The organism is Caenispirillum bisanense (genome assembly GCF_039523075.1).
GTDB lineage: Bacteria > Pseudomonadota > Alphaproteobacteria > Rhodospirillales > Rhodospirillaceae > Caenispirillum > Caenispirillum bisanense.
Map to the genome: position 1 here is coordinate 1 of NZ_BAAAEP010000004.1, position 16577 is coordinate 16577.

A 16577-nucleotide genomic window follows, 5' to 3' on the forward strand; every position below is an offset into this window, starting at 1 on the left:
CCTGCTGGCACCGGCCGCCGAGGCCGCCTCCGCCCCCTCCCCCGCCCTGGCCGCCACCCTGCGGCGGTTGATGCAGGCGGGGCTGGATGACGTCTATCGCGGCGATCTGGCGCAGGCCCTGGCCGCCGATCTGGTCGCCGCCGGGGCGCCGGTGACCGCCGCCGACCTCGCCGCCCATGCCGCCATCGTCCGCGAGCCCCTGACCCTGCGCCTGCGCGCCGGCACCGCCTGGGCGCCACCGCCGCCGTCGCAGGGGGTGGCGGCGCTGGTGATGCTCGGGCTGCTCGACCGGCTGGAGCAGGGGCCGCAGGCCGGCGGCTTCGACCACCTGCATGCGGTGATCGAAGCGGCCAAGCAGATGACCCTGCTGCGCGATCCGGCGGTGGCCGATCCCGATGCCATGACGCTGGACGTCGCGCACTTGCTGACGCCGCGCCTGCTGGCCGAGCGGGCGTCGGACATCGTGCCCAACCTTGCCCTCCAATGGCCGCTGCCGCCGCCCGAGGACGGCACCGCCGCCCCCCTGGCGCCACCGCCGGACGAATGCGCCGTCGCCCTGATGGCGGTGGATGCCGCCGGCTGTCTCGCCGTCACCCTGCAGAGCCTCGGCCGGCGGGGCGGCAGCGGCGTGGCGTCGGCGGCCACCGGGGTGGTGATGGCGGCGCGGCCGGGCGGCTTCACCCTGGCCGACGGCTGCCCGCGCCGGCTGGCGCCGGGCAGGCGGCCGTTCCATGCCCTGGCGCCGCTGCTGGAGCGGCTGAAGGACGGCCGCGCCCTGGTGCTGGCGGCCGGCGGCGGCGATGCCCAGCCGCAGACCCTGGCCCAGCTCTACGGCCGCCTGGTGACCTTCGGCGAGGCGCCGGCGGCGGTCCTGGCGGCGCCGCGCCTGCGGCTCGGCCCGGTGCAGCCCGGCGATGCCGACGACGTGAAGGCGGAAGCCGGCCTGTCGCCGCGCGTCCTCGACGGCCTGCGCGCCGCCGGCCATGCCGTGCGCGACCTGCCCGCCCGCGACGGTGAAGTGACCGGCGCGGCGGCGGTGCTGGTGGTGGCGGAGGATGGCGCGACGGCGGCGCAGACGGCCGACCCGCGGGCGACGGCGGGCGCCGCCCTCAGCGCTCGCTGACCAGCCGCGGCTTGGGGTAGGCGCGGGCGGCGGTGGCGGGCGCCGGCGCCGCCCCGGCGCCGGGCGTGAACAGTTCGCCCTGCGGGGTTTCGTCGCCGCGCCGGTCGGTTTCGCGGAAATACTCCTGGAACAGCGGCTCGCCGAGGATCTCCAGCGCCGTCGACTCCGCTTCCGGCCGCATGCCCAGCGCCTCCAGCGTCGCCGAATGGGTCTCGACGGCGATCTCGGCGGTCAGCAGGCGTTCGCGCATGGGGTCGTTGGACAGCCGCTCGCGCTCCTCCTTCAGCAGGAACAGGTAGACGCGGAACAGGCGGAAGGCCTTCTGCCGCGCCTCGGTCAGGGCGCGGGTGGCCTCGTCGGCGCGCAGCTGCTCGGCCAGCACGCGCTGCTGCAGGCTGTCGTTCTCGCGGGCGAGGCGGTCGCGTTCCGCCTCCAGCTGCATGGCGTTGTCGAACACCATGTCGAACTGCGCCTTCAGCTCGCGCAGTTCGCTCCGCAGGCGGTCGATGCTGTCGCGCAGTTCCGCCGGGTTGCCGGTGTTGCGGCGGGTGCGGACATAGCGGCGATAGGCGATGACGTAAGGCGCGATGGCCTCGTGCTGCAGCGGCTGACGGCTGTCCAGCCCGGTGCGGCCGATGGGCTCGCGGTAGTCGGGGTGGTTGAACAGGGCGCGCACCACCTTCGGCACGATCTGCATGAGCGGCGCGTCGGGGATGCCGTCGCAGATGCGCACCCAGCGCTTCAGCGTCTCCACATCCCGCGGGTCGGCCAGCCGCTGGCCTTCCTTCGCCGCCTCGATCAGGCGCACCAGGAACGCCCGCGACGGATCGCGCGCGGCGTTGGCGGTGCTGCCGCTGTCAGGTCCGCTCATCCCCATCCCCTTGCCAAGCCGCTCGCTCCGGCTGTGCAACGAAACTGCAGGATACCCCAAACGGCGGGGTGACTTCTACCCTGTGGATAAGGGGCGCCGGAGCGACGGCCGCCGCCTTTTCCCCATGACGGATGTGTGTTTGGTCTTGAAACCACAGCCGGAAGCGCTTAACTCCACGCCGCCGCCTTCAGGAGAGGCGGCAGACCCGGAGCTGCCATGCAGGACCCCATCCTTTTCGCCCTTGCCGTCCTCAGCCTGCTGGCGACGCCGGGACCGACCAACACCCTGCTGGCGACCGCCGGCGGCACCGTCGGCATCCGCCGCGCCCTGCCGCTGATCGGGGCGGAGGCGGCCGGCTACATGATCGCCATCTGCACCCTCGGGCTGGTCGTCGGGCCGGCGGTGGCGGCGGCTCCGGCGCTGGGCGTGGCGCTGCGGCTGATGGTCGGGGTGTGGCTGCTGGTGACGGCCTGGCGCATGTGGCACAAGGGCGCCGCGATGATGGCCTCCCGCGGCACCGTGGTCACCCTGCGGCAGGTGTTCGTGGTGACCCTGCTGAACCCCAAGGCCATCATCTTCGCCCTGGCGGTGGTGCCGTTCGGCACGGCGCCGGTGCTGCCCTACCTGATCGGATTCTGCGCCCTGACGGCGGTGGTCGCCACCGGCTGGATCAGCGCCGGCGCCCTGCTCGGCCGCGCCCCCGCCGCCACCGGCCGCCACACGGTGGTGCCGCGGGTGGGGGCGGCGGTGATCAGCGTCTTCGGCCTGCTGCTGGTGACCTCGCCGCTGGTGGGGTGAGGCGGCGGCGCGCCGGCAGCCTCAGTGCGCCTCCGCCCAGGTGTCGGCGATGCCGGCTTCCACTTCCAGCGGCACCGACAGGCTGGCCGCCTCCTGCATCACCCGCTTGATGACCGGCACCGCCGCCTCGGCCTCGTCGGCCGGGGCTTCGAACACCAGTTCGTCGTGGACCTGCAGCAGCATCGTCGTCTTCAGCCCGGCGTCGGCGAGGGCCAGCGGCAGGCGCAGCATGGCGCGCTTGATGATGTCCGCCGCGCCGCCCTGGATGGGGGCGTTGATGGCCGCCCGCTCGGCGAAGGCCCGCATGTTGGGATTGCGGTCGTTGATGCCGGGGGTGAAGCACTTGCGCCCCATGAAGGTGGTGACGAAGCCGCGCCGCCGCGCCTCCTCCTTGGTCGCCTCCATGTAGTCGCGGATTTCCGGGAAGCGGGCGAAGTAGGCGTCGATGTAGGCCTTGGCCTCGCCGCGCTCGATCCCCAGCTGCGCCGCCAGCCCGAAGGCCGAGATGCCGTAGATGATGCCGAAGTTGATAGCCTTGGCGCGGCGGCGGATCATCGGGTCCATGCCCTCCACCGGCACGCCGAACATTTCGCTGGCGGTGATGGCGTGGATGTCCTGGCCGTCGTGGAAGGCCCGCTTCAGCGCCGCGATGCCGGCCACATGGGCCACCAGCCGCAGCTCGATCTGCGAATAGTCGGCGGAGATCAGGCGGCAGCCCGGCGTGGCGACGAAGGCGCGGCGGATCTTGCGGCCTTCCTCGGTGCGGATGGGGATGTTCTGCAGGTTGGGGTCCTGCGACGACAGCCGCCCGGTGGAGGTGACGGTCAGCGAGAAGGTGGTGTGGACGCGCCCGGTGCGCGGGCTGATCTGCTTCACCAGGGTGTCGGCATAGGTGCTCTTCAGCTTCTGCACCTGCCGCCAGTCCAGCACCCGCGCCGGCAGGTCGTGGCCCTGGGCGGCCAGCTGCTCCAGCACGTCGGCGCCGGTGGACCAGGCGCCGGTCTTGCTCTTCTTGCCGCCCTGCAGGCCCATGCGCTCGAACAGGATCTCGCCCAGCTGCTTGGGCGAGCCGGGATTGAACGGCTCGCCGGCGAGGCGGTGGATCTCCGTCTCCAGCTCCGCCATGCGGGCGCCCAGGTCGGCGGACAGGCGCTGCAGTTCCACCTTGTCCACCTGGATGCCGGCCGCTTCCATGTCGGCCAGCACCCGCACCTGCGGCCGGTCCAGCCCCTCGTAGACGCCGCTCATGCGCTCGGCCACCAGACGCTGCCTGAACAGGCGGTGCAGGCGCAGGGTGATGTCGGCATCTTCGGCGGCGTAGGTGCAGGCCTTGTCCAGCGGCACGCGGTCGAAGGTGATCTGCCCCTTGCCCTTGCCGCACAGGTCGGTGAAGGAAATGCAGGTGTGGTCCAGGTGGCGCCTGGCCAGTTCGTCCATGCCATGGCCGGTGGTGGTGCCGTCCAGCACGTAGGACATGACCATGGTGTCGTCCACCGGATCGACCCGGATGCCGGAGCGGGCGAGGACGTGCATGTCGTACTTGATGTTGTGGCCGACCTTCAGCACCGCCGGGCTTTCCAGCAGCGGCTTGAGGCGGCGCACGGCCTCGTCCAGGTCGATCTGGGGCGGCCGGCTGACGGCCGCCACCGCCATGCCGCCCAGCAGGTCGCCCTGACCGTCGGCAGCGGCCGGAACGGCCGGCTGCGCGTCGGGGTCGACATGGCGCAGCGGGATGTAGCACGCCTTGCCCGGCGCCAGCGCCAGCGACACGCCCACCAGGTTGCCCTCGTGACAGTCGAGCGCATCGGTTTCCGTGTCGACGGCGATGATGCCGGCGCTCAGCCCGGCTTCGACCCATCGTTCCAGGTCTGCAACGGTCTGGATCAGCTCATAGGTCACGTCCGCCGGGGCGACAGCGGCGGTGGCGGCGGGCATCAGCTCCGTCGCCTCGCCGGCCGCCGCCGCCAGCTTGCCGAGCATGCGGGTGAGGATGGAGCCGAAGCCGTTTTCCTTCAGGAAGGCGGTCAGCTTGTCCGGGTCCGGCTTGCGGACGGCGAAGGTGTCGAGCGGCACCTCCACCTCGCAGTCGTCGCGCAGCAGCACCAGCCGGCGGGAGACGCGGGCCGCCTCGGCATTGTCCAGCAGGTTCTGGCGGCGCTTGGGCTGCTTGATCTCGCCGGCACGGGCGAGCAGCGTCTCCAGGTCGCCGTATTCGGTGATGAGCTGGGCGGCCGTCTTGACGCCGATGCCGGGCACGCCGGGGACGTTGTCGGTCGGGTCGCCGGCCAGGGCCTGCACGTCGACCACCTTGTCGGGGCCGACGCCGAACTTCTCCATCACCTCGGCGGCGCCGATGACCTTGTTCTTCATGGCGTCGAACAGGGTCACCTGGCCGTCGTGGACCAGCTGCATCAGGTCCTTGTCCGACGACACGATGGTCACCTGGGCGCCGGCCTCGCGGGCCTGGCGGGCATAGGTGGCGATGAGGTCGTCGGCCTCGAACCCTTCCATCTCGACGCAGGCGACGTCGAAGGCGCGCACCGCCTCGCGGATCAGGCCGAACTGGGGGATCAGCTCGTCGGGCGGCGGCGGCCGGTGGGCCTTGTAGTCGGGATAGAAGTCGTTGCGGAAGGACTGGCGGGCGGTATCGAACACCACCGCGATGTGATCGGCGTCGGTATCGGCGATCAGCTTCATCAGCATCTGGGTGAAGCCGTAGACGGCGTTCACCGGCGTGCCGTCCGGCCGCGTCATCGGCGGCAGGGCATGGAAGGCGCGGAAGATGAAGCCCGATCCGTCGACCAGGAAGACGTGTTTCATGGCGCTCGCCCTTCTCGCGTGTCGCGGCAAAACCGAAAGCCGGCGGGCGGGGCTGCAGCGGGGCCGCGCCCCGGCCCCGCTGGGGTACTCAGGCGGTGGGACGGCGGCGCGGCGGCCGCGCGTCGTCAGTGCTGCACGATGGCGGCGGTGGCGGGCTCGCCCGCCTTCAGCACGTAGTGGCGGCTGCAGTAGGGGCACACCACGTCGCGGGTTTCCGGCTTGATGTGCAGCCACACGCGCGGATGGCCAAGCGCGCCGGAGCCGCCGTCGCAGGCGACGTCGTTGGTGGTGACTTCGATGGTGTCGGACATGCCCTGCTGCGTCATTGCCTCTTCTCTCTGTGCCCGGGCGGCCGCGGCCGCGCGCAAAAGGATGGCGGATGATGCCCCGACCGTCGCCGCCGAATCAATGGGGGACTCGACCGCGGCGCCGCCCTGGACCATATAGGAGCCTTGGCGGCGCCCGTCCGCCCGCCCCACCGCGCCCTCCTGCCGCCTGCGAGACCATGCCCCGCGACCTGCCCCCCGCCAGCCTGCCCGCCCCCGACAACGCCATCGAGATCGCCGGCCTCACCAAGGTCTACCGCGGGCGCTTCGGCCAGGGCGAGAAGCGGGCGCTGAAAGGCGTCACGCTTTCCATCCCGCGCGGCTCGTTCTTCGGGCTGCTGGGGCCGAACGGGGCCGGCAAGTCGACCCTCATCAACATCATGGCCGGGCTGGTGACCAAGACCGCCGGCACGGTGCGCATCTGGGGCGCCGACATCGACCGCGAGGAACGGCAGGCGCGGCTCGCCATCGGGGTGGTGCCGCAGGAACTGAACCTCGACCCCTTCTTTACCCCGCGCGAGCTGCTGGAGGTACAGGCCGGCCTCTACGGCGTGCCGAAGGCGGAGCGCCGCACCGACGAGATCCTCGCCCTGGTCGGCCTCACCGACAAGGCCGATGCCTATGCCCGCACCCTGTCGGGCGGCATGCGGCGGCGCCTGCTGGTGGCCAAGGCCATGGTCCACGCGCCGCCCATCCTGGTGCTGGACGAGCCTACCGCCGGCGTCGACATCGAACTGCGCCAGCAGCTGTGGGAACAGGTGAAGGAGCTGAACCGCAAGGGCACCACCATCCTGCTCACCACCCACTACCTGGAGGAAGCGCAGGAACTGTGCGACCGCATCGCCATCATCAACCATGGCGACGTGGTGGCCTGCGAGCCCAAGGACACGCTGCTGCGCCGGCTGGACAACAAGGCCCTGCACGTCACCGTGCGCGAGAGCCTGACTGCCCTGCCCGCCCCCCTGGCGGCCCTGGCGCCGGAGATGCAGGGGCCGCACCGGCTGGTGTTCCGCTTCCGCCCGTCGGAAACGGTGATGGGGGAAATCCTTGATGCCCTGCGCGCCGCCGGGCTGACGGTGCTCGACCTGTCGACGGAAGAGGCCGACCTGGAGGACATCTTCCTGCAGCTGACCAGCGCCGGCCCGGCCGGTGCCGCCGCCGGACCGCGGGACGCGCAGCGGGCATGAGGCGGGCGGCGCTGCTGCTGGCGGTGGCGCTGGCCGCCGCCGCGTTGCCGGCCTGCGCGCCGTCGCTGCTGCCGGCCGGTCCGCTGGCCGCCGCGCCGGCGCCGCCGGTGGCGGCCGACGATGCCTTCCTCACCGCCGACGGCTACCGCCTGCCGGTGCGGCGCTGGACGGCGGCCGGCGAGCCCCACGCGGTGGTGCTGGCGGTGGACGGCTTCAACGACCATTCCGCCTCCTTCGAGGGCACGGGCACCTCGCTCGCCAACCTTGGCATCGACGTCTGGGCCTATGACCAGCGCGGCTTCGGCGCCGCGCCGGGACGCGGCCTGTGGGCGGGGGCGGAGGTGCTGGCCGCCGACGTCACCGCCTTCAGCCGCGCCCTGCGCCAGCGCTACCCCGGCCTGCCGCTGGTGCTGCTGGGGGAAAGCATGGGCGGCGCCATCCTCATCGCCGCCGCCACCTCCGACGATCCGCCGCCGGTGGACGGCATCGTGCTGTCGGCGCCGGCGGTGTGGGCGCGCGAGACCATGCCGCTGCTCTACCGCGCCACCCTGACCTTCGCCACCTACACGGTGCCGTGGCTGACCCTGAGCGGCCGCGGCCTCGGCTTCATGCCGTCGGACAACATCGAGATGCTGCGGGCGCTGGGGCGCGACCCGCTGATCATCCGCGAGACGCGGGTGGACACCATCGCCGGCCTGGTCGACCTGATGGACCTGGCGCTCGACAAGGTGGACGAGGTGCCGGGGCCGGTGCTCTACCTCTACGGCGCCCGCGACGAGATCGTGCCGCGCCCTCCCACCGCCCGCGCCATTTCCACCCTGCCCGACCGCGGCGACCGGGTGCGGGTGGTGTATTACGCCGACGGCTGGCACATGCTGCTGCGCGACCTGCAGGCGGAGCGGGTGCATGCCGACATCGCCGCCTGGATCGACCACCCTTCCCTGCCCCTGCCCTCCGGCGAGGAATTGCCGCCCGACGCCGCCCTGCCGCCGGCCGACTGACGGCGCCGCCGGCGAGGACCGCTTGCGCCGCCGGGGGTACGGCCTTACATCCTGCTGCGCCACCCATTTTTCGCGGTTGGCAAAGGCGCGCCGGGCTTGTATGGTCCGGTCCTGTGTTCTCCGCTGGACCCGTAGCTCAGCTGGATAGAGTGTCGCCCTCCGAAGGCGAAGGTCGCGCGTTCGAATCGCGCCGGGTCCGCCAGATTAGAAAAACCCCCGCCGGTCCTGCCGGCGGGGGTTTTTTGTTGCCTCACACAGGTTGATCCTTACGATGATGCTCGCCTGCCGCGAGTATTTTTGTCGTTGGCGGCGCAGCCCCTTGCGAACCATGACCCAAAGGGTTACCTTGGAACAGCCACCTGAGCGTCTGGTCACGGTTGTCGAAACCCGCGCCTACCTCGTGCGCGCTGCCGATCTGCTGACGGAGGCCGAGCGTGAGGATCTGAAGGCGATGCTCGCGGCCGCACCGGAGTGCGGCACCCTGATCCGTGGCACCGGTGGACTGCGCAAGGTACGGCTGGCGTTGCATGGGCGCGGCAAGAGCGGTGGGGCGCGAACGATCTATTACTACCGCAACGACTCCATGCCGCTGTTCCTGCTGTCCATCTACGCCAAGAACGAGAAGGACAATCTATCGGCCGCAGAACGGGGCAAGCTTGCCGATCTGGTCGGGCTGATCGTCAAAACCTACGGGAGAAGGTCATGAGCGACGTGTTCGAGGGCATCAGGGAAGGTTTGGAGGATGCGCTCGCCCATGCCCGCGGCGAGAGCGGGCGCGGCATTGCGACCACCATTCCGGCGGACCGCGTCGATGTCGCCGCCATCCGCGCCGCCATGGGCCTCAGCCAGCCCGCCTTCGCAAGAACCTTCGCCGTCTCGCTCTCCACCGTCCGCAAGTGGGAACAGGGTCAACGGGTACCGAGCGGCGCCGCCAGGGTTCTGCTGCGGGTGATGGAGCGGGAGCCGGAGGCGGTGCGGCGGGCGCTGGAGGGCTGACGCCCCCAACGCCTCAGACCCCGTAATACTCCCGGTACCACTCCACGAAGCGGCGGACGCCGATGTCGATGCCGATCTGCGGCTTGTAGCCGGTGGCGGCTTCCAGGGCGGTGGTATCGGCCCAGGTGGCGGCCACGTCGCCGGCCTGCATGGGCTTGAACACCACCTCCGCCTTGCGGCCGAGGGCGTCTTCCAGGGTGTGCAGGTACTGCATCAGCGGCTGCGGCTCGCCACGGCCGATGTTGTAGAGGCGGTAGGGCGCGATGCCGCTGGTGCCCACCGCCGGCGCCGCCGCATCCCACGTCGGGTCGGGGGTGGCGGGGATGTCGACGATGCGGACGATGCTTTCCACGATGTCGTCGACGTAGGTGAAGTCGCGGCTCATGTCGCCGTTGTTGTAGACCTCGATCGGCTCGCCGGCCAGGATCGCCCGCGCCCACTTGAACAGCGCCATGTCCGGCCGTCCCCACGGCCCGTAGACCGTGAAGAACCGCAGGCCGGTACACGGCAGGCCCGACAGGTGGGCGTAGGAATGGGCCATCACCTCGTTCGCCTTCTTGGTGGCGGCGTAGAGGCTCATCTGGTGGGCGGTGGACTGGCTTTCGTGGAACGGCATGGCGGCATTGGCGCCGAACACCGAACTGGTGGAGGCATAGACCAGATGCCCGGTACCGGCCCGCTTGCAGGTCTCCAGCAGGTTGAGGAAGCCGACCAGGTTGGAATCGACGTAGGCGAAGGGGTTCTCGACGCTGTAGCGCACGCCGGCCTGCGCCGCCAGGTTGATTACCCGGTCGAAGCGGTGGCGGGCGAACAGGGCCAGCAGGCCGTCGCGGTCGGCCAGGTCCATGCGGGCCTCGGTGAAGCCTGGGTCCTGCTTCAGGATGGCGAGGCGGGCTTCCTTCAGGCGGGTGTCGTAGTAGTCGTTCACCACGTCGAGGCCGACCACCGTCTGCCCGGCGGCCAGCAGGCGGCGGGCGGTGTGGAAGCCGATGAAGCCGGCGGTGCCGGTAACCAGGATGGGCATGCGTTCGTCGTCCTCGTGAGCCGACCCTGTTTCTGCCCCACGGGGCCGGCAATGACAAGACCCCCCGCCCGATGCCTTGCGGCCTAGGCCGGGAGGCCGTAAACCCTGTCTCCACGAGGCTAGTCCAAAGGAAGCGGGAGAAACCCCATGCAGCGTATCGGCGTGATCGGAGGCGGCGCCTGGGGCACGGCGCTGGCGCAGACCCTGCGGCGGGCCGGGCGCGACGTGGTGGTGTGGGCGCGCGAGCCGCAGGTGGTGGACGCCATCAACCGCCGCCACGAGAACCCGGACTATCTGCCCGGCGTCGCCCTCGACCCCCGCATCCACGCGACCACCGAGGCCATCGACGCCCTGGCCGCCGACGCGGTGCTGATGGTCACCCCGGCGCAGCACCTGCGCAGCGTCTGCGCCCTGCTGGCGCCGCGCTGGCCGACCGGCGTGCCGGCGGTGATCTGCGCCAAGGGCATCGAACAGGCAAGCGGCCTGCTGATGCACGAGGCGGTGGAGGAGGCGCTGCCGGCCGACGTGCCGGTGGCGGTGCTGTCCGGCCCCACCTTCGCGGCCGAGGTGGTGCGCGGCCTGCCGACGGCGGTGACCCTCGCCTGCGACGACGAATGGCTGGGCCGGGCGCTGGTGGAGGCCATCGGCACCGCCACCTTCCGCCCCTACTGGTCCGGCGACCGCGTCGGGGCCGAGATCGGCGGCGCGGTGAAGAACGTCATGGCCATCGCCAGCGGCATCGTCGAGGGCCGGCGGCTCGGCGACAACGCCCGCGCCGCCCTGCTCACCCGCGGCCTGGCGGAGATCAGCCGGCTGGCGGTCGCCAAGGGCGGCCGGCCGGAAACGCTGATGGGCCTGTCGGGGCTGGGCGACCTCATGCTCACCGCGTCATCGTTGCAGAGCCGGAACTACTCCCTCGGCTTCGCGCTGGGCGAAGGCAAGGCCCTGGCCGACATCCTCGCCGGCCGCAAGGCGGTGACGGAGGGGGTGCACACTGCCTCAGCGGTGGTGGCGCTGGCGGCCCGGCTGGGGGTGGACATGCCGATCTGCGCCGCTGTCGATGCCGTGCTCAACCGCGGCGCCGACCTCGACGCCACCATCCAGGCCCTGCTGGCGCGCCCGTTCAAGGCGGAGTGAAGGGCGCCTGCGGGGCGTGGCCAAGGCCGCGCCAGCGGCCGCCCAGCGCCTGAGGGGGGTCAACACCAAACCGCAGGGAGCGCAGCTCGCTGCGGTTTGGCAAGCGCGACCGCGCGCCGCCGCCTATGCGGCGTGAGCCAAGGCCGCGCCAGCGGCCGCCCGGCGCCTGAGGGAACAACACCAAACCGCCCGGCGCCTGAGGGCATACAAAATACCCCACTCACCCCTCGCGGCGATATTCGATGCGGGGCCAGAACGAGATTCCGCCGCGCGGGGTGAACTGGCCCTCGATCAGCAGCCACTCGGGGTCGAGCAGGGCGATCAGGTCGGTGTGCATGCGGGTGATGCAGCTTTCGTGGAACTCGCCGATGTTGCGGAAGGACATCAGGTAGACCTTCCAGCTCTTGCTCTCCAGGCACCAGTCGCGCGGCGTGTATTCCAGCACGATGGTGGCGTAGTCGGGCTGGCCGGTGAGCGGGCACAGCGAGGTGAACTCCGGCGCCACCACCTTGACCACCGATCGCCCGCGGGCCGCCTTCATGGGGTTGGGAAAGCGTTCCAGCAGCTTCGGGTTGGCGGTGTCGTACTCGTACCGCGTATCGCGGCCGAGCTGGGTGAGGGTGGAGGTATCGGACAGCACGTCGGTCATCGCTCTGCTCTGGTCCTGTGGCGGGCGGAAGGGCGCCATAGATGGGGCAGAACGGGGGGCGACGGCAAGGCCGGCGTGACAGGGCCGGCCCCGTCACGCGGAAAACTTCGGGCGGTGTTACTCCGCCGCCTGCACGGTGGCGCGGTCGGTCAGCGGCACCAGCGCCCTCGACGGGCCGCTGCCGGTGACGGTGGCGAGGCTGCCGCAGGCCGGGCAGGCGGGCGCCCAGTGGCGGCTGACGTGGGCGCAGCGGCTGCAGTGCCACGGCGCCTGCACGATGCTGGCACCGCCGGCGATGGCGTTGTCCGCCGCCCGCTCCAGCCACTCCAGGGCCGCCTTGGAATCGCCCTTCTCCGCCTGCTCCAGCCGCGCCATCAGGCGGGCGAAGCGGGGGCCGACCGGTTCGTCGCGCAACGGCGCCAGACGCGACCGCGCCTGACCCCACAGCTGCGCATCCAGCGCCGCTTCCGCCACCAGCAGGCGGCTTTCGCGGTTGTCGGGGTTGACCGCCGCCAGCGCTTCCGCCCGTTTCACCCGCTTGAGGGCGTCCTCGCCCTCCCACAGGCCGAGGTAGGCGGCGGCGAGGTCGGGGTGCGGCGCCCGCTTCCAGGTTTCTTCCAGCACATGCGCCGCCTTGCGGTCCTTGCCGTCGCGCTGGTAGCCGCGGGCCAGCGCCAGGGCGGCCGGCACGAAGGCGGGGTCGGCGTCGTGGGCCTGCTTGGCGAGCTTGATGCCGTCCCACAGGGCGGCGCCGGTCATGGCCGCTTCCGCCTGCGCCACCAGCAGGGTGACGCGCAGCAGGCCGGCATCGCGGCCGCTGAAGGCACCGGCCTTGGCGCCGGCATCCAGGGTGGCGAGCGCCCCGGCCCAGTCGCCGTCGGCCGCCTGCAGCTCGAACAGCGCCTGCGCCGCCCAGGCCGGCTGGCCCTTGGCGAAGGCGCGGCCGGCGTAGTCGCGGGCCCTGCCCTTGTCGCCGGCCTGCAGCGCCAGATCCATCAGCCCGCGCAGGGCGGGCAGTTCGGTGTCGCGGTCGTCGAGCAGCGCCTCGAAGCGGGTCTGCGCCTCGCCGCGATCGCCGGCCAGCAGCGCCGCCTGGGCCGACAGCAGGCGGGTGGCGGCAGGGTTGGCCAGCAGCTTCTCGGCATCGCGGGCGTAGGAACGGGCGCGGCGGGCATCGCCGGCGGCCACGGCGGCATAGCCGTTGGACAGCGCCGTCATGCCGCGACGGCGGCGCTTGGCGCGCATGCCCTCGCGCACCCGGCCGGGCACCGCCCCCACCGCCTGCAGCAGACGCCACAGGCCGTAGACCACCGCCATGAACACCAGCACCGCCAGCAGCAGGATCGGCACCGTGGTGTCGAGCCGCCAGCCGAACCATTCCACCACCACCTCGCCGGGGCGCTCGGCCAGCCACACGGCGCCGGCCACCACCAGCGCGACGAGGACGATGTAGACGATGACGCGGATCATGCCTTAGCCCCCCGTGCCGGTGGCGGGCGCGGAGTCGGCCTCGGCATTGTCGCCCGGCGCCGCCTGATCGGTGGCCGGGGCCTCGGCGGCCGGGCGGGCGGGAGCCTCGCCGGCGCGCTCGGCCGCGGCAAAGCGGGCCAGCGCCTCCGAGGTCAGGTCGCCCAGCGCCTTGTCGGCGGCGAGGCGGGCTTCGGCGCCGATCAGCCAGTCATCGGCCGCCACCGCCGCATCGCCCTGCAGCTTCTTCAGCTCGTCCACGGCGGTGCGCAGGTCGCCGGCCTGCACGGCGCTGCCAGCACGGGCGACGATGGCCGGCGCCTCGTCCCCCACCGCCTCGCCGTCGACGCGGCGGATGGTGACCAGGCCCATGAGCCGCCGCACCGTATCCTGCACCCATTCCGGCGCATCGTCGGGGGCCGCCGCCGCACGGATGATTTCGGTGCCGAGACGGTCGTAGCGCTCCGCCAGCATGTCGCGGGTCGGGATGCCGGCATCGGCGAAATCGGTGAGGATCGGGGCGTCGATGCTGACGCCCGGCATGCTGGCGGCGATGGCGCGCACGGTGCGCAGCTCGGTCGAGAACGGGTTGCCCTGATCCACCGCCTGACGCAGCTGGGCGGTGGTCAGCAGCAGGCCGAGGGCGGTGTCGTGGCGGGACGCCGTCTGGCGCGCCAGGGACGCCACCTCCTGCAACCGTTCCTGCATGGCAAGCACGGTGGCGGCGTCGGCGGTGCCACGACGGAGGGTGGTCATGTCGTCGGACAGCTGCTGCATGCGCTGCTGCGCCTGCTCGCTGGCCGCCGCCACCTCCTGCAGCCGCTGCGGGTCAAGGCCGGACAGCTGCTGCAGCTGGTCCTGCATGGCGTCCAGGCGCTGGTCGAGGTCGTCGGGCACGGCGGCGCCGGCGGTGTCGCTGCCACGGGCTTCCAGATCGCCCACCTGGGCGGTCACCGCCTCCAGCCGCTGCCGCAGACTGGCGAGATCGGCCTGCAGGCGTTCGTTCTGCTGGCGCAGGTCGGCCACCGCGGCGGACTGCTGCGGCGGCGACGGCAGCCAGGTGCGCAGCGGCTCCGGCGCGCGGTCGTGCCACCACGGCAGGCTGAGGACGCCGAGCAGACCGACCACCGCCACCACCGCGATGCCCGCCACCACCGCCTTGCCGCTGCCGCTCCGGCGGCTGGCGGGGTCGCTGCGGGTGTCGGCGGCGGGGGAAGACGGCGGAGTGTCGGGAGAGGACGGAGACGAGGGCGACGACGACGAGCCCGGCGGAACCGTGCCGCCGCCGGGGACGGAGCCGCCGGGGCGGCCCGGCCCGCTGCCGGCGGCGGCGGCGGCGGCGGCGGCGGTGGCGGCGGGCGTGCTGCTGTCCCCGGTGTCCTTGGCGTCCTGGTCCGGACGGTCGGTCATGTCGGCTCCTCCCTCGGCATTGGCAAAGACGCCGTCGGCACGGTCGGCGTCGAGCAGTGCCAGCAGCGACTCCTGGCTCGGCTCGGCGGCGATGCGGACGGCGCCGAACGGCACCGCGGCCAGCTCGCGCGCCACCGCCTGCGACAGGCAATAGGCATGGACTCCCCTGCAAGCGTCGGCCAGATCGGCCCGCTGCGCAAGGTCGGCGAAGATGGCGGCCGTGCGCGGCGAATAGAACAACGCCGCATGAATGCCGCCCGTGGCGAGAAGATCCCGTGTTTCCCGCGATAACGCGACGGCCGGGCGGGTGTCGTACAGGCGTTCGCGCCGCACGCTGAACCCGGCCTGGGCCAGCTCTCCGCCCAGATCGCCGGCCACTTCGGTGCCGGCGGCGTGGATGAAGGTGCCGCCGTCGGGCCTGGCGCGGGCCTTCACCAGCGCCGCCAGCGACGACACGTCTCCCCCCGCCGTCTCCACCCGCGTGAAGCCGGACTCCCGCGCCACCTGGCCGGTGGCGTCGCCGACGGCATAGACCTGCAGCTGACGCGCCTGCGGCGCCTCGGGCGGCAGCGCCGCCACCAGCGCCCGCACCCCGTTGGCGGAGGTGAGCAGGAAGCCCTGCACCCCCGTCAGGTCGACGGTGGTGGCGGCGAAGGGATTGATGGCAAACAGCGGCTCGATCACCGTCTGCAGGCCCCGGTCGTGCAGCACGGCGGCGGTGCGACGGGCATCCGGCAGGGGGCGGGTGATCAGGACGCGCATGCCGGAACTCACTGCCCGGAGGCCGGCGGCGGCGTGAAATAGTCCGCCGTGCAGTCGGCGGCCAGGTCGCTGCCGGCGGCGTCGCCGAGGGCGGCGGCGGCGCTGCGGCTGCCGCTGCGGCGGGTTTCCAGCAGGCCGGTGCCGTCGGGGCGGACGATGAGGCCGTCGAACAGCAGGCTGCCGTCCTGCTCCAGCCGCGCCCAGCCAGCGATGGGGGTGCGGCAGGAGCCGTCCAGCCGGCGCAGGAAGGCGCGCTCCGCCGTCACGCAGTCGAAGGTGTCGGCGCAGGTGAGCGGGGCGAGCCAGCGGTGGGCCGCCTCGTCATCGGCGCGGCAGGTGATACCGATGGCGCCCTGCCCCACCGCCGGCAGCATCTCTTCCACCGCCAGCGGCGCCGTCACCTTGTCGGTGAGGCCCAGGCGATTGAGGCCGGCCATGGCCAGCAGGGTGGCATCCACCTGCCCTTCCGCCAGCTTGCGCAGGCGGGTCTGGACGTTGCCGCGGAAGGTCACCACCTGAATGTCCGGCCGGCGCGCCTTGATCTGCGCCCCGCGGCGCAGCGACGCGGTGCCGACCACCGCCCCCTGGCGCAGCCCGGCGATGGAAGTCGCCGACGGGCACAGGAAGGCATCGCGCACGTCCTCGCGCGGCAGCATGCAGGGCAGCACGATGCCGTCGGGCAGCACGGTCGCCACGTCCTTCATGCTGTGGACCGCGATGTCGATGCGGCCCTCCAGCATGGCCTCGTCGATTTCCTTGGTGAACAGGCCCTTGCCGCCAATCTCGGCCAGCGGCCGGTCGAGCACGGCGTCGCCCGTGGTCTGGATGACGACGATCTCGATGGCATCGGGAGCGGCGGCCAGCACGGGGTGGGCGGCGAGGAGGCGATCGCGCACCTCGTGGGTCTGCGCCATGGCGAGCGGAGAGCCACGCGTGCCGATACGAATCTTCTGCATATCGGTCATGGTTATGGTTTGTAAGGGCTGACCCGGATGGTGAAAAGGGA

The 16577-nt window shown here is 72.2% G+C and carries 15 protein-coding genes and 1 tRNA gene; 8 read left to right on the top strand and 8 right to left on the bottom strand.

All coding sequences use genetic code 11. From position 1 onward, the window contains the following. Positions 1 to 1123, top strand: a 1123-nt coding sequence (locus tag ABD056_RS03560) for a gamma-glutamyltransferase (RefSeq protein ID WP_343864478.1), incomplete at its 5' end; no start/stop codon positions are given. Here ABD056_RS03560 and ABD056_RS03565 read toward each other — a convergent pair. After that, positions 1110 to 1994, bottom strand: coding sequence for a hypothetical protein (locus tag ABD056_RS03565; RefSeq protein ID WP_343864480.1), 885 nt, complete (start codon positions 1992 to 1994; stop codon positions 1110 to 1112). The two genes, ABD056_RS03560 and ABD056_RS03565, sit on opposite strands and share 14 nt — an antisense overlap. 216 nt (positions 1995 to 2210) lie before the next feature. Here ABD056_RS03565 and ABD056_RS03570 point away from each other — a divergent pair, with 216 nt between their 5' ends. Then, positions 2211 to 2792 carry a LysE family translocator gene (locus ABD056_RS03570; protein WP_343864482.1) on the top strand — a complete coding sequence of 194 codons (582 nt, stop codon included), beginning with the start codon at positions 2211 to 2213 and terminating at the stop codon, positions 2790 to 2792. Between the two features lie 21 nt (positions 2793 to 2813). Here the strand turns inward: ABD056_RS03570 and polA are convergent, their stop codons facing one another. Both polA and ABD056_RS03580 read right to left on the bottom strand, forming a co-directional pair. Next, a complete protein-coding gene (gene polA / locus ABD056_RS03575; RefSeq protein ID WP_343864483.1) occupies positions 2814 to 5612 on the bottom strand; it encodes a DNA polymerase I in 2799 nt (932 codons plus the stop codon). A 125-nt stretch (positions 5613 to 5737) separates the two neighbouring features. Continuing rightward, a complete protein-coding gene (locus ABD056_RS03580) occupies positions 5738 to 5938 on the bottom strand; it encodes a zinc-finger domain-containing protein (RefSeq protein WP_343864485.1) in 201 nt (66 codons plus the stop codon). Positions 5939 to 6117: 179 nt separating this feature from the next. On the opposite strand from ABD056_RS03580, the gene ABD056_RS03585 reads away from it, so the two are divergent. From ABD056_RS03585 to ABD056_RS03605, 5 genes are all read left to right on the top strand, one after another. After that, a complete protein-coding gene (locus ABD056_RS03585) occupies positions 6118 to 7125 on the top strand; it encodes an ABC transporter ATP-binding protein (protein WP_343864486.1) in 1008 nt (335 codons plus the stop codon). Continuing rightward, positions 7122 to 8126 carry an alpha/beta hydrolase gene (locus tag ABD056_RS03590; RefSeq protein ID WP_343864488.1) on the top strand — a complete coding sequence of 335 codons (1005 nt, stop codon included), beginning with the start codon at positions 7122 to 7124 and terminating at the stop codon, positions 8124 to 8126. The genes ABD056_RS03585 and ABD056_RS03590 overlap by 4 nt, the downstream gene beginning before the upstream one ends. Before the next feature lie 125 nt (positions 8127 to 8251). After that, a tRNA-Arg gene (locus ABD056_RS03595) sits at positions 8252 to 8328 on the top strand. 69 nt (positions 8329 to 8397) lie between these two features. After that, positions 8398 to 8832, top strand: a complete 435-nt coding sequence (locus ABD056_RS03600) for a type II toxin-antitoxin system RelE/ParE family toxin (RefSeq protein ID WP_343864490.1) — start codon at positions 8398 to 8400, stop codon at positions 8830 to 8832. Then, on the top strand, positions 8829 to 9122 hold the full coding sequence (locus tag ABD056_RS03605; RefSeq protein ID WP_343864492.1) for a helix-turn-helix domain-containing protein: 294 nt from the start codon (positions 8829 to 8831) through the stop codon (positions 9120 to 9122). The genes ABD056_RS03600 and ABD056_RS03605 overlap by 4 nt, the downstream gene beginning before the upstream one ends. A 13-nt stretch (positions 9123 to 9135) precedes the next feature. Here ABD056_RS03605 and ABD056_RS03610 read toward each other — a convergent pair whose 3' ends face one another. Beyond that, complete coding sequence (locus ABD056_RS03610) at positions 9136 to 10146, bottom strand: NAD-dependent epimerase (RefSeq protein WP_343864493.1); 1011 nt, start codon at positions 10144 to 10146, stop codon at positions 9136 to 9138. 147 nt (positions 10147 to 10293) lie between these two features. On the opposite strand from ABD056_RS03610, the gene ABD056_RS03615 reads away from it, so the two are divergent. Then, the gene (locus ABD056_RS03615; protein WP_343864495.1) at positions 10294 to 11283 is read left to right on the top strand and encodes an NAD(P)H-dependent glycerol-3-phosphate dehydrogenase; all 990 of its coding nucleotides are present in this window, start codon (positions 10294 to 10296) and stop codon (positions 11281 to 11283) included. A 220-nt stretch (positions 11284 to 11503) separates the two neighbouring features. On the opposite strand, the gene queF is transcribed toward ABD056_RS03615, so the two are convergent. The 4 genes from queF to hemC form a co-directional block, all read right to left on the bottom strand. Next, positions 11504 to 11932 (bottom strand): preQ(1) synthase, encoded by a 429-nt coding sequence (gene queF, locus ABD056_RS03620; protein WP_343864496.1) that lies wholly within the window; start codon positions 11930 to 11932, stop codon positions 11504 to 11506. Positions 11933 to 12049: 117 nt separating this feature from the next. Beyond that, positions 12050 to 13402 carry a heme biosynthesis protein HemY gene (locus ABD056_RS03625; RefSeq protein WP_343864498.1) on the bottom strand — a complete coding sequence of 451 codons (1353 nt, stop codon included), beginning with the start codon at positions 13400 to 13402 and terminating at the stop codon, positions 12050 to 12052. Positions 13403 to 13405: 3 nt separating this feature from the next. Then, on the bottom strand, positions 13406 to 15571 hold the full coding sequence (locus ABD056_RS03630; RefSeq protein ID WP_343864500.1) for a uroporphyrinogen-III synthase: 2166 nt from the start codon (positions 15569 to 15571) through the stop codon (positions 13406 to 13408). Positions 15572 to 15579: 8 nt separating this feature from the next. Continuing rightward, a complete protein-coding gene (gene hemC, locus ABD056_RS03635; protein ID WP_343864502.1) occupies positions 15580 to 16536 on the bottom strand; it encodes a hydroxymethylbilane synthase in 957 nt (318 codons plus the stop codon). Positions 16537 to 16577 lie beyond the last annotated feature (41 nt).

What these genes read in the sequence shown, in the direction of transcription:
- ABD056_RS03585 (WP_343864486.1), top strand. Translation starts at nt 6,118, where the DNA reads ATGCCCCGCGACCTGCCCCCCGCCAGCCTGCCCGCCCCCGACAACGCC.
- ABD056_RS03610 (WP_343864493.1), bottom strand. Translation starts at nt 10,146, where the DNA reads ATGCCCATCCTGGTTACCGGCACCGCCGGCTTCATCGGCTTCCACACC.
- ABD056_RS03565 (WP_343864480.1), bottom strand. Translation starts at nt 1,994, where the DNA reads ATGAGCGGACCTGACAGCGGCAGCACCGCCAACGCCGCGCGCGATCCG.
- ABD056_RS03605 (WP_343864492.1), top strand. Translation starts at nt 8,829, where the DNA reads ATGAGCGACGTGTTCGAGGGCATCAGGGAAGGTTTGGAGGATGCGCTC.
- ABD056_RS03625 (WP_343864498.1), bottom strand. Translation starts at nt 13,402, where the DNA reads ATGATCCGCGTCATCGTCTACATCGTCCTCGTCGCGCTGGTGGTGGCC.
- ABD056_RS03630 (WP_343864500.1), bottom strand. Translation starts at nt 15,571, where the DNA reads ATGCGCGTCCTGATCACCCGCCCCCTGCCGGATGCCCGTCGCACCGCC.
- hemC (WP_343864502.1), bottom strand. Translation starts at nt 16,536, where the DNA reads ATGACCGATATGCAGAAGATTCGTATCGGCACGCGTGGCTCTCCGCTC.
- ABD056_RS03570 (WP_343864482.1), top strand. Translation starts at nt 2,211, where the DNA reads ATGCAGGACCCCATCCTTTTCGCCCTTGCCGTCCTCAGCCTGCTGGCG.
- ABD056_RS03600 (WP_343864490.1), top strand. Translation starts at nt 8,398, where the DNA reads ATGATGCTCGCCTGCCGCGAGTATTTTTGTCGTTGGCGGCGCAGCCCC.
- ABD056_RS03615 (WP_343864495.1), top strand. Translation starts at nt 10,294, where the DNA reads ATGCAGCGTATCGGCGTGATCGGAGGCGGCGCCTGGGGCACGGCGCTG.
- ABD056_RS03580 (WP_343864485.1), bottom strand. Translation starts at nt 5,938, where the DNA reads ATGACGCAGCAGGGCATGTCCGACACCATCGAAGTCACCACCAACGAC.
- queF (WP_343864496.1), bottom strand. Translation starts at nt 11,932, where the DNA reads ATGACCGACGTGCTGTCCGATACCTCCACCCTCACCCAGCTCGGCCGC.
- polA (WP_343864483.1), bottom strand. Translation starts at nt 5,612, where the DNA reads ATGAAACACGTCTTCCTGGTCGACGGATCGGGCTTCATCTTCCGCGCC.
- ABD056_RS03590 (WP_343864488.1), top strand. Translation starts at nt 7,122, where the DNA reads ATGAGGCGGGCGGCGCTGCTGCTGGCGGTGGCGCTGGCCGCCGCCGCG.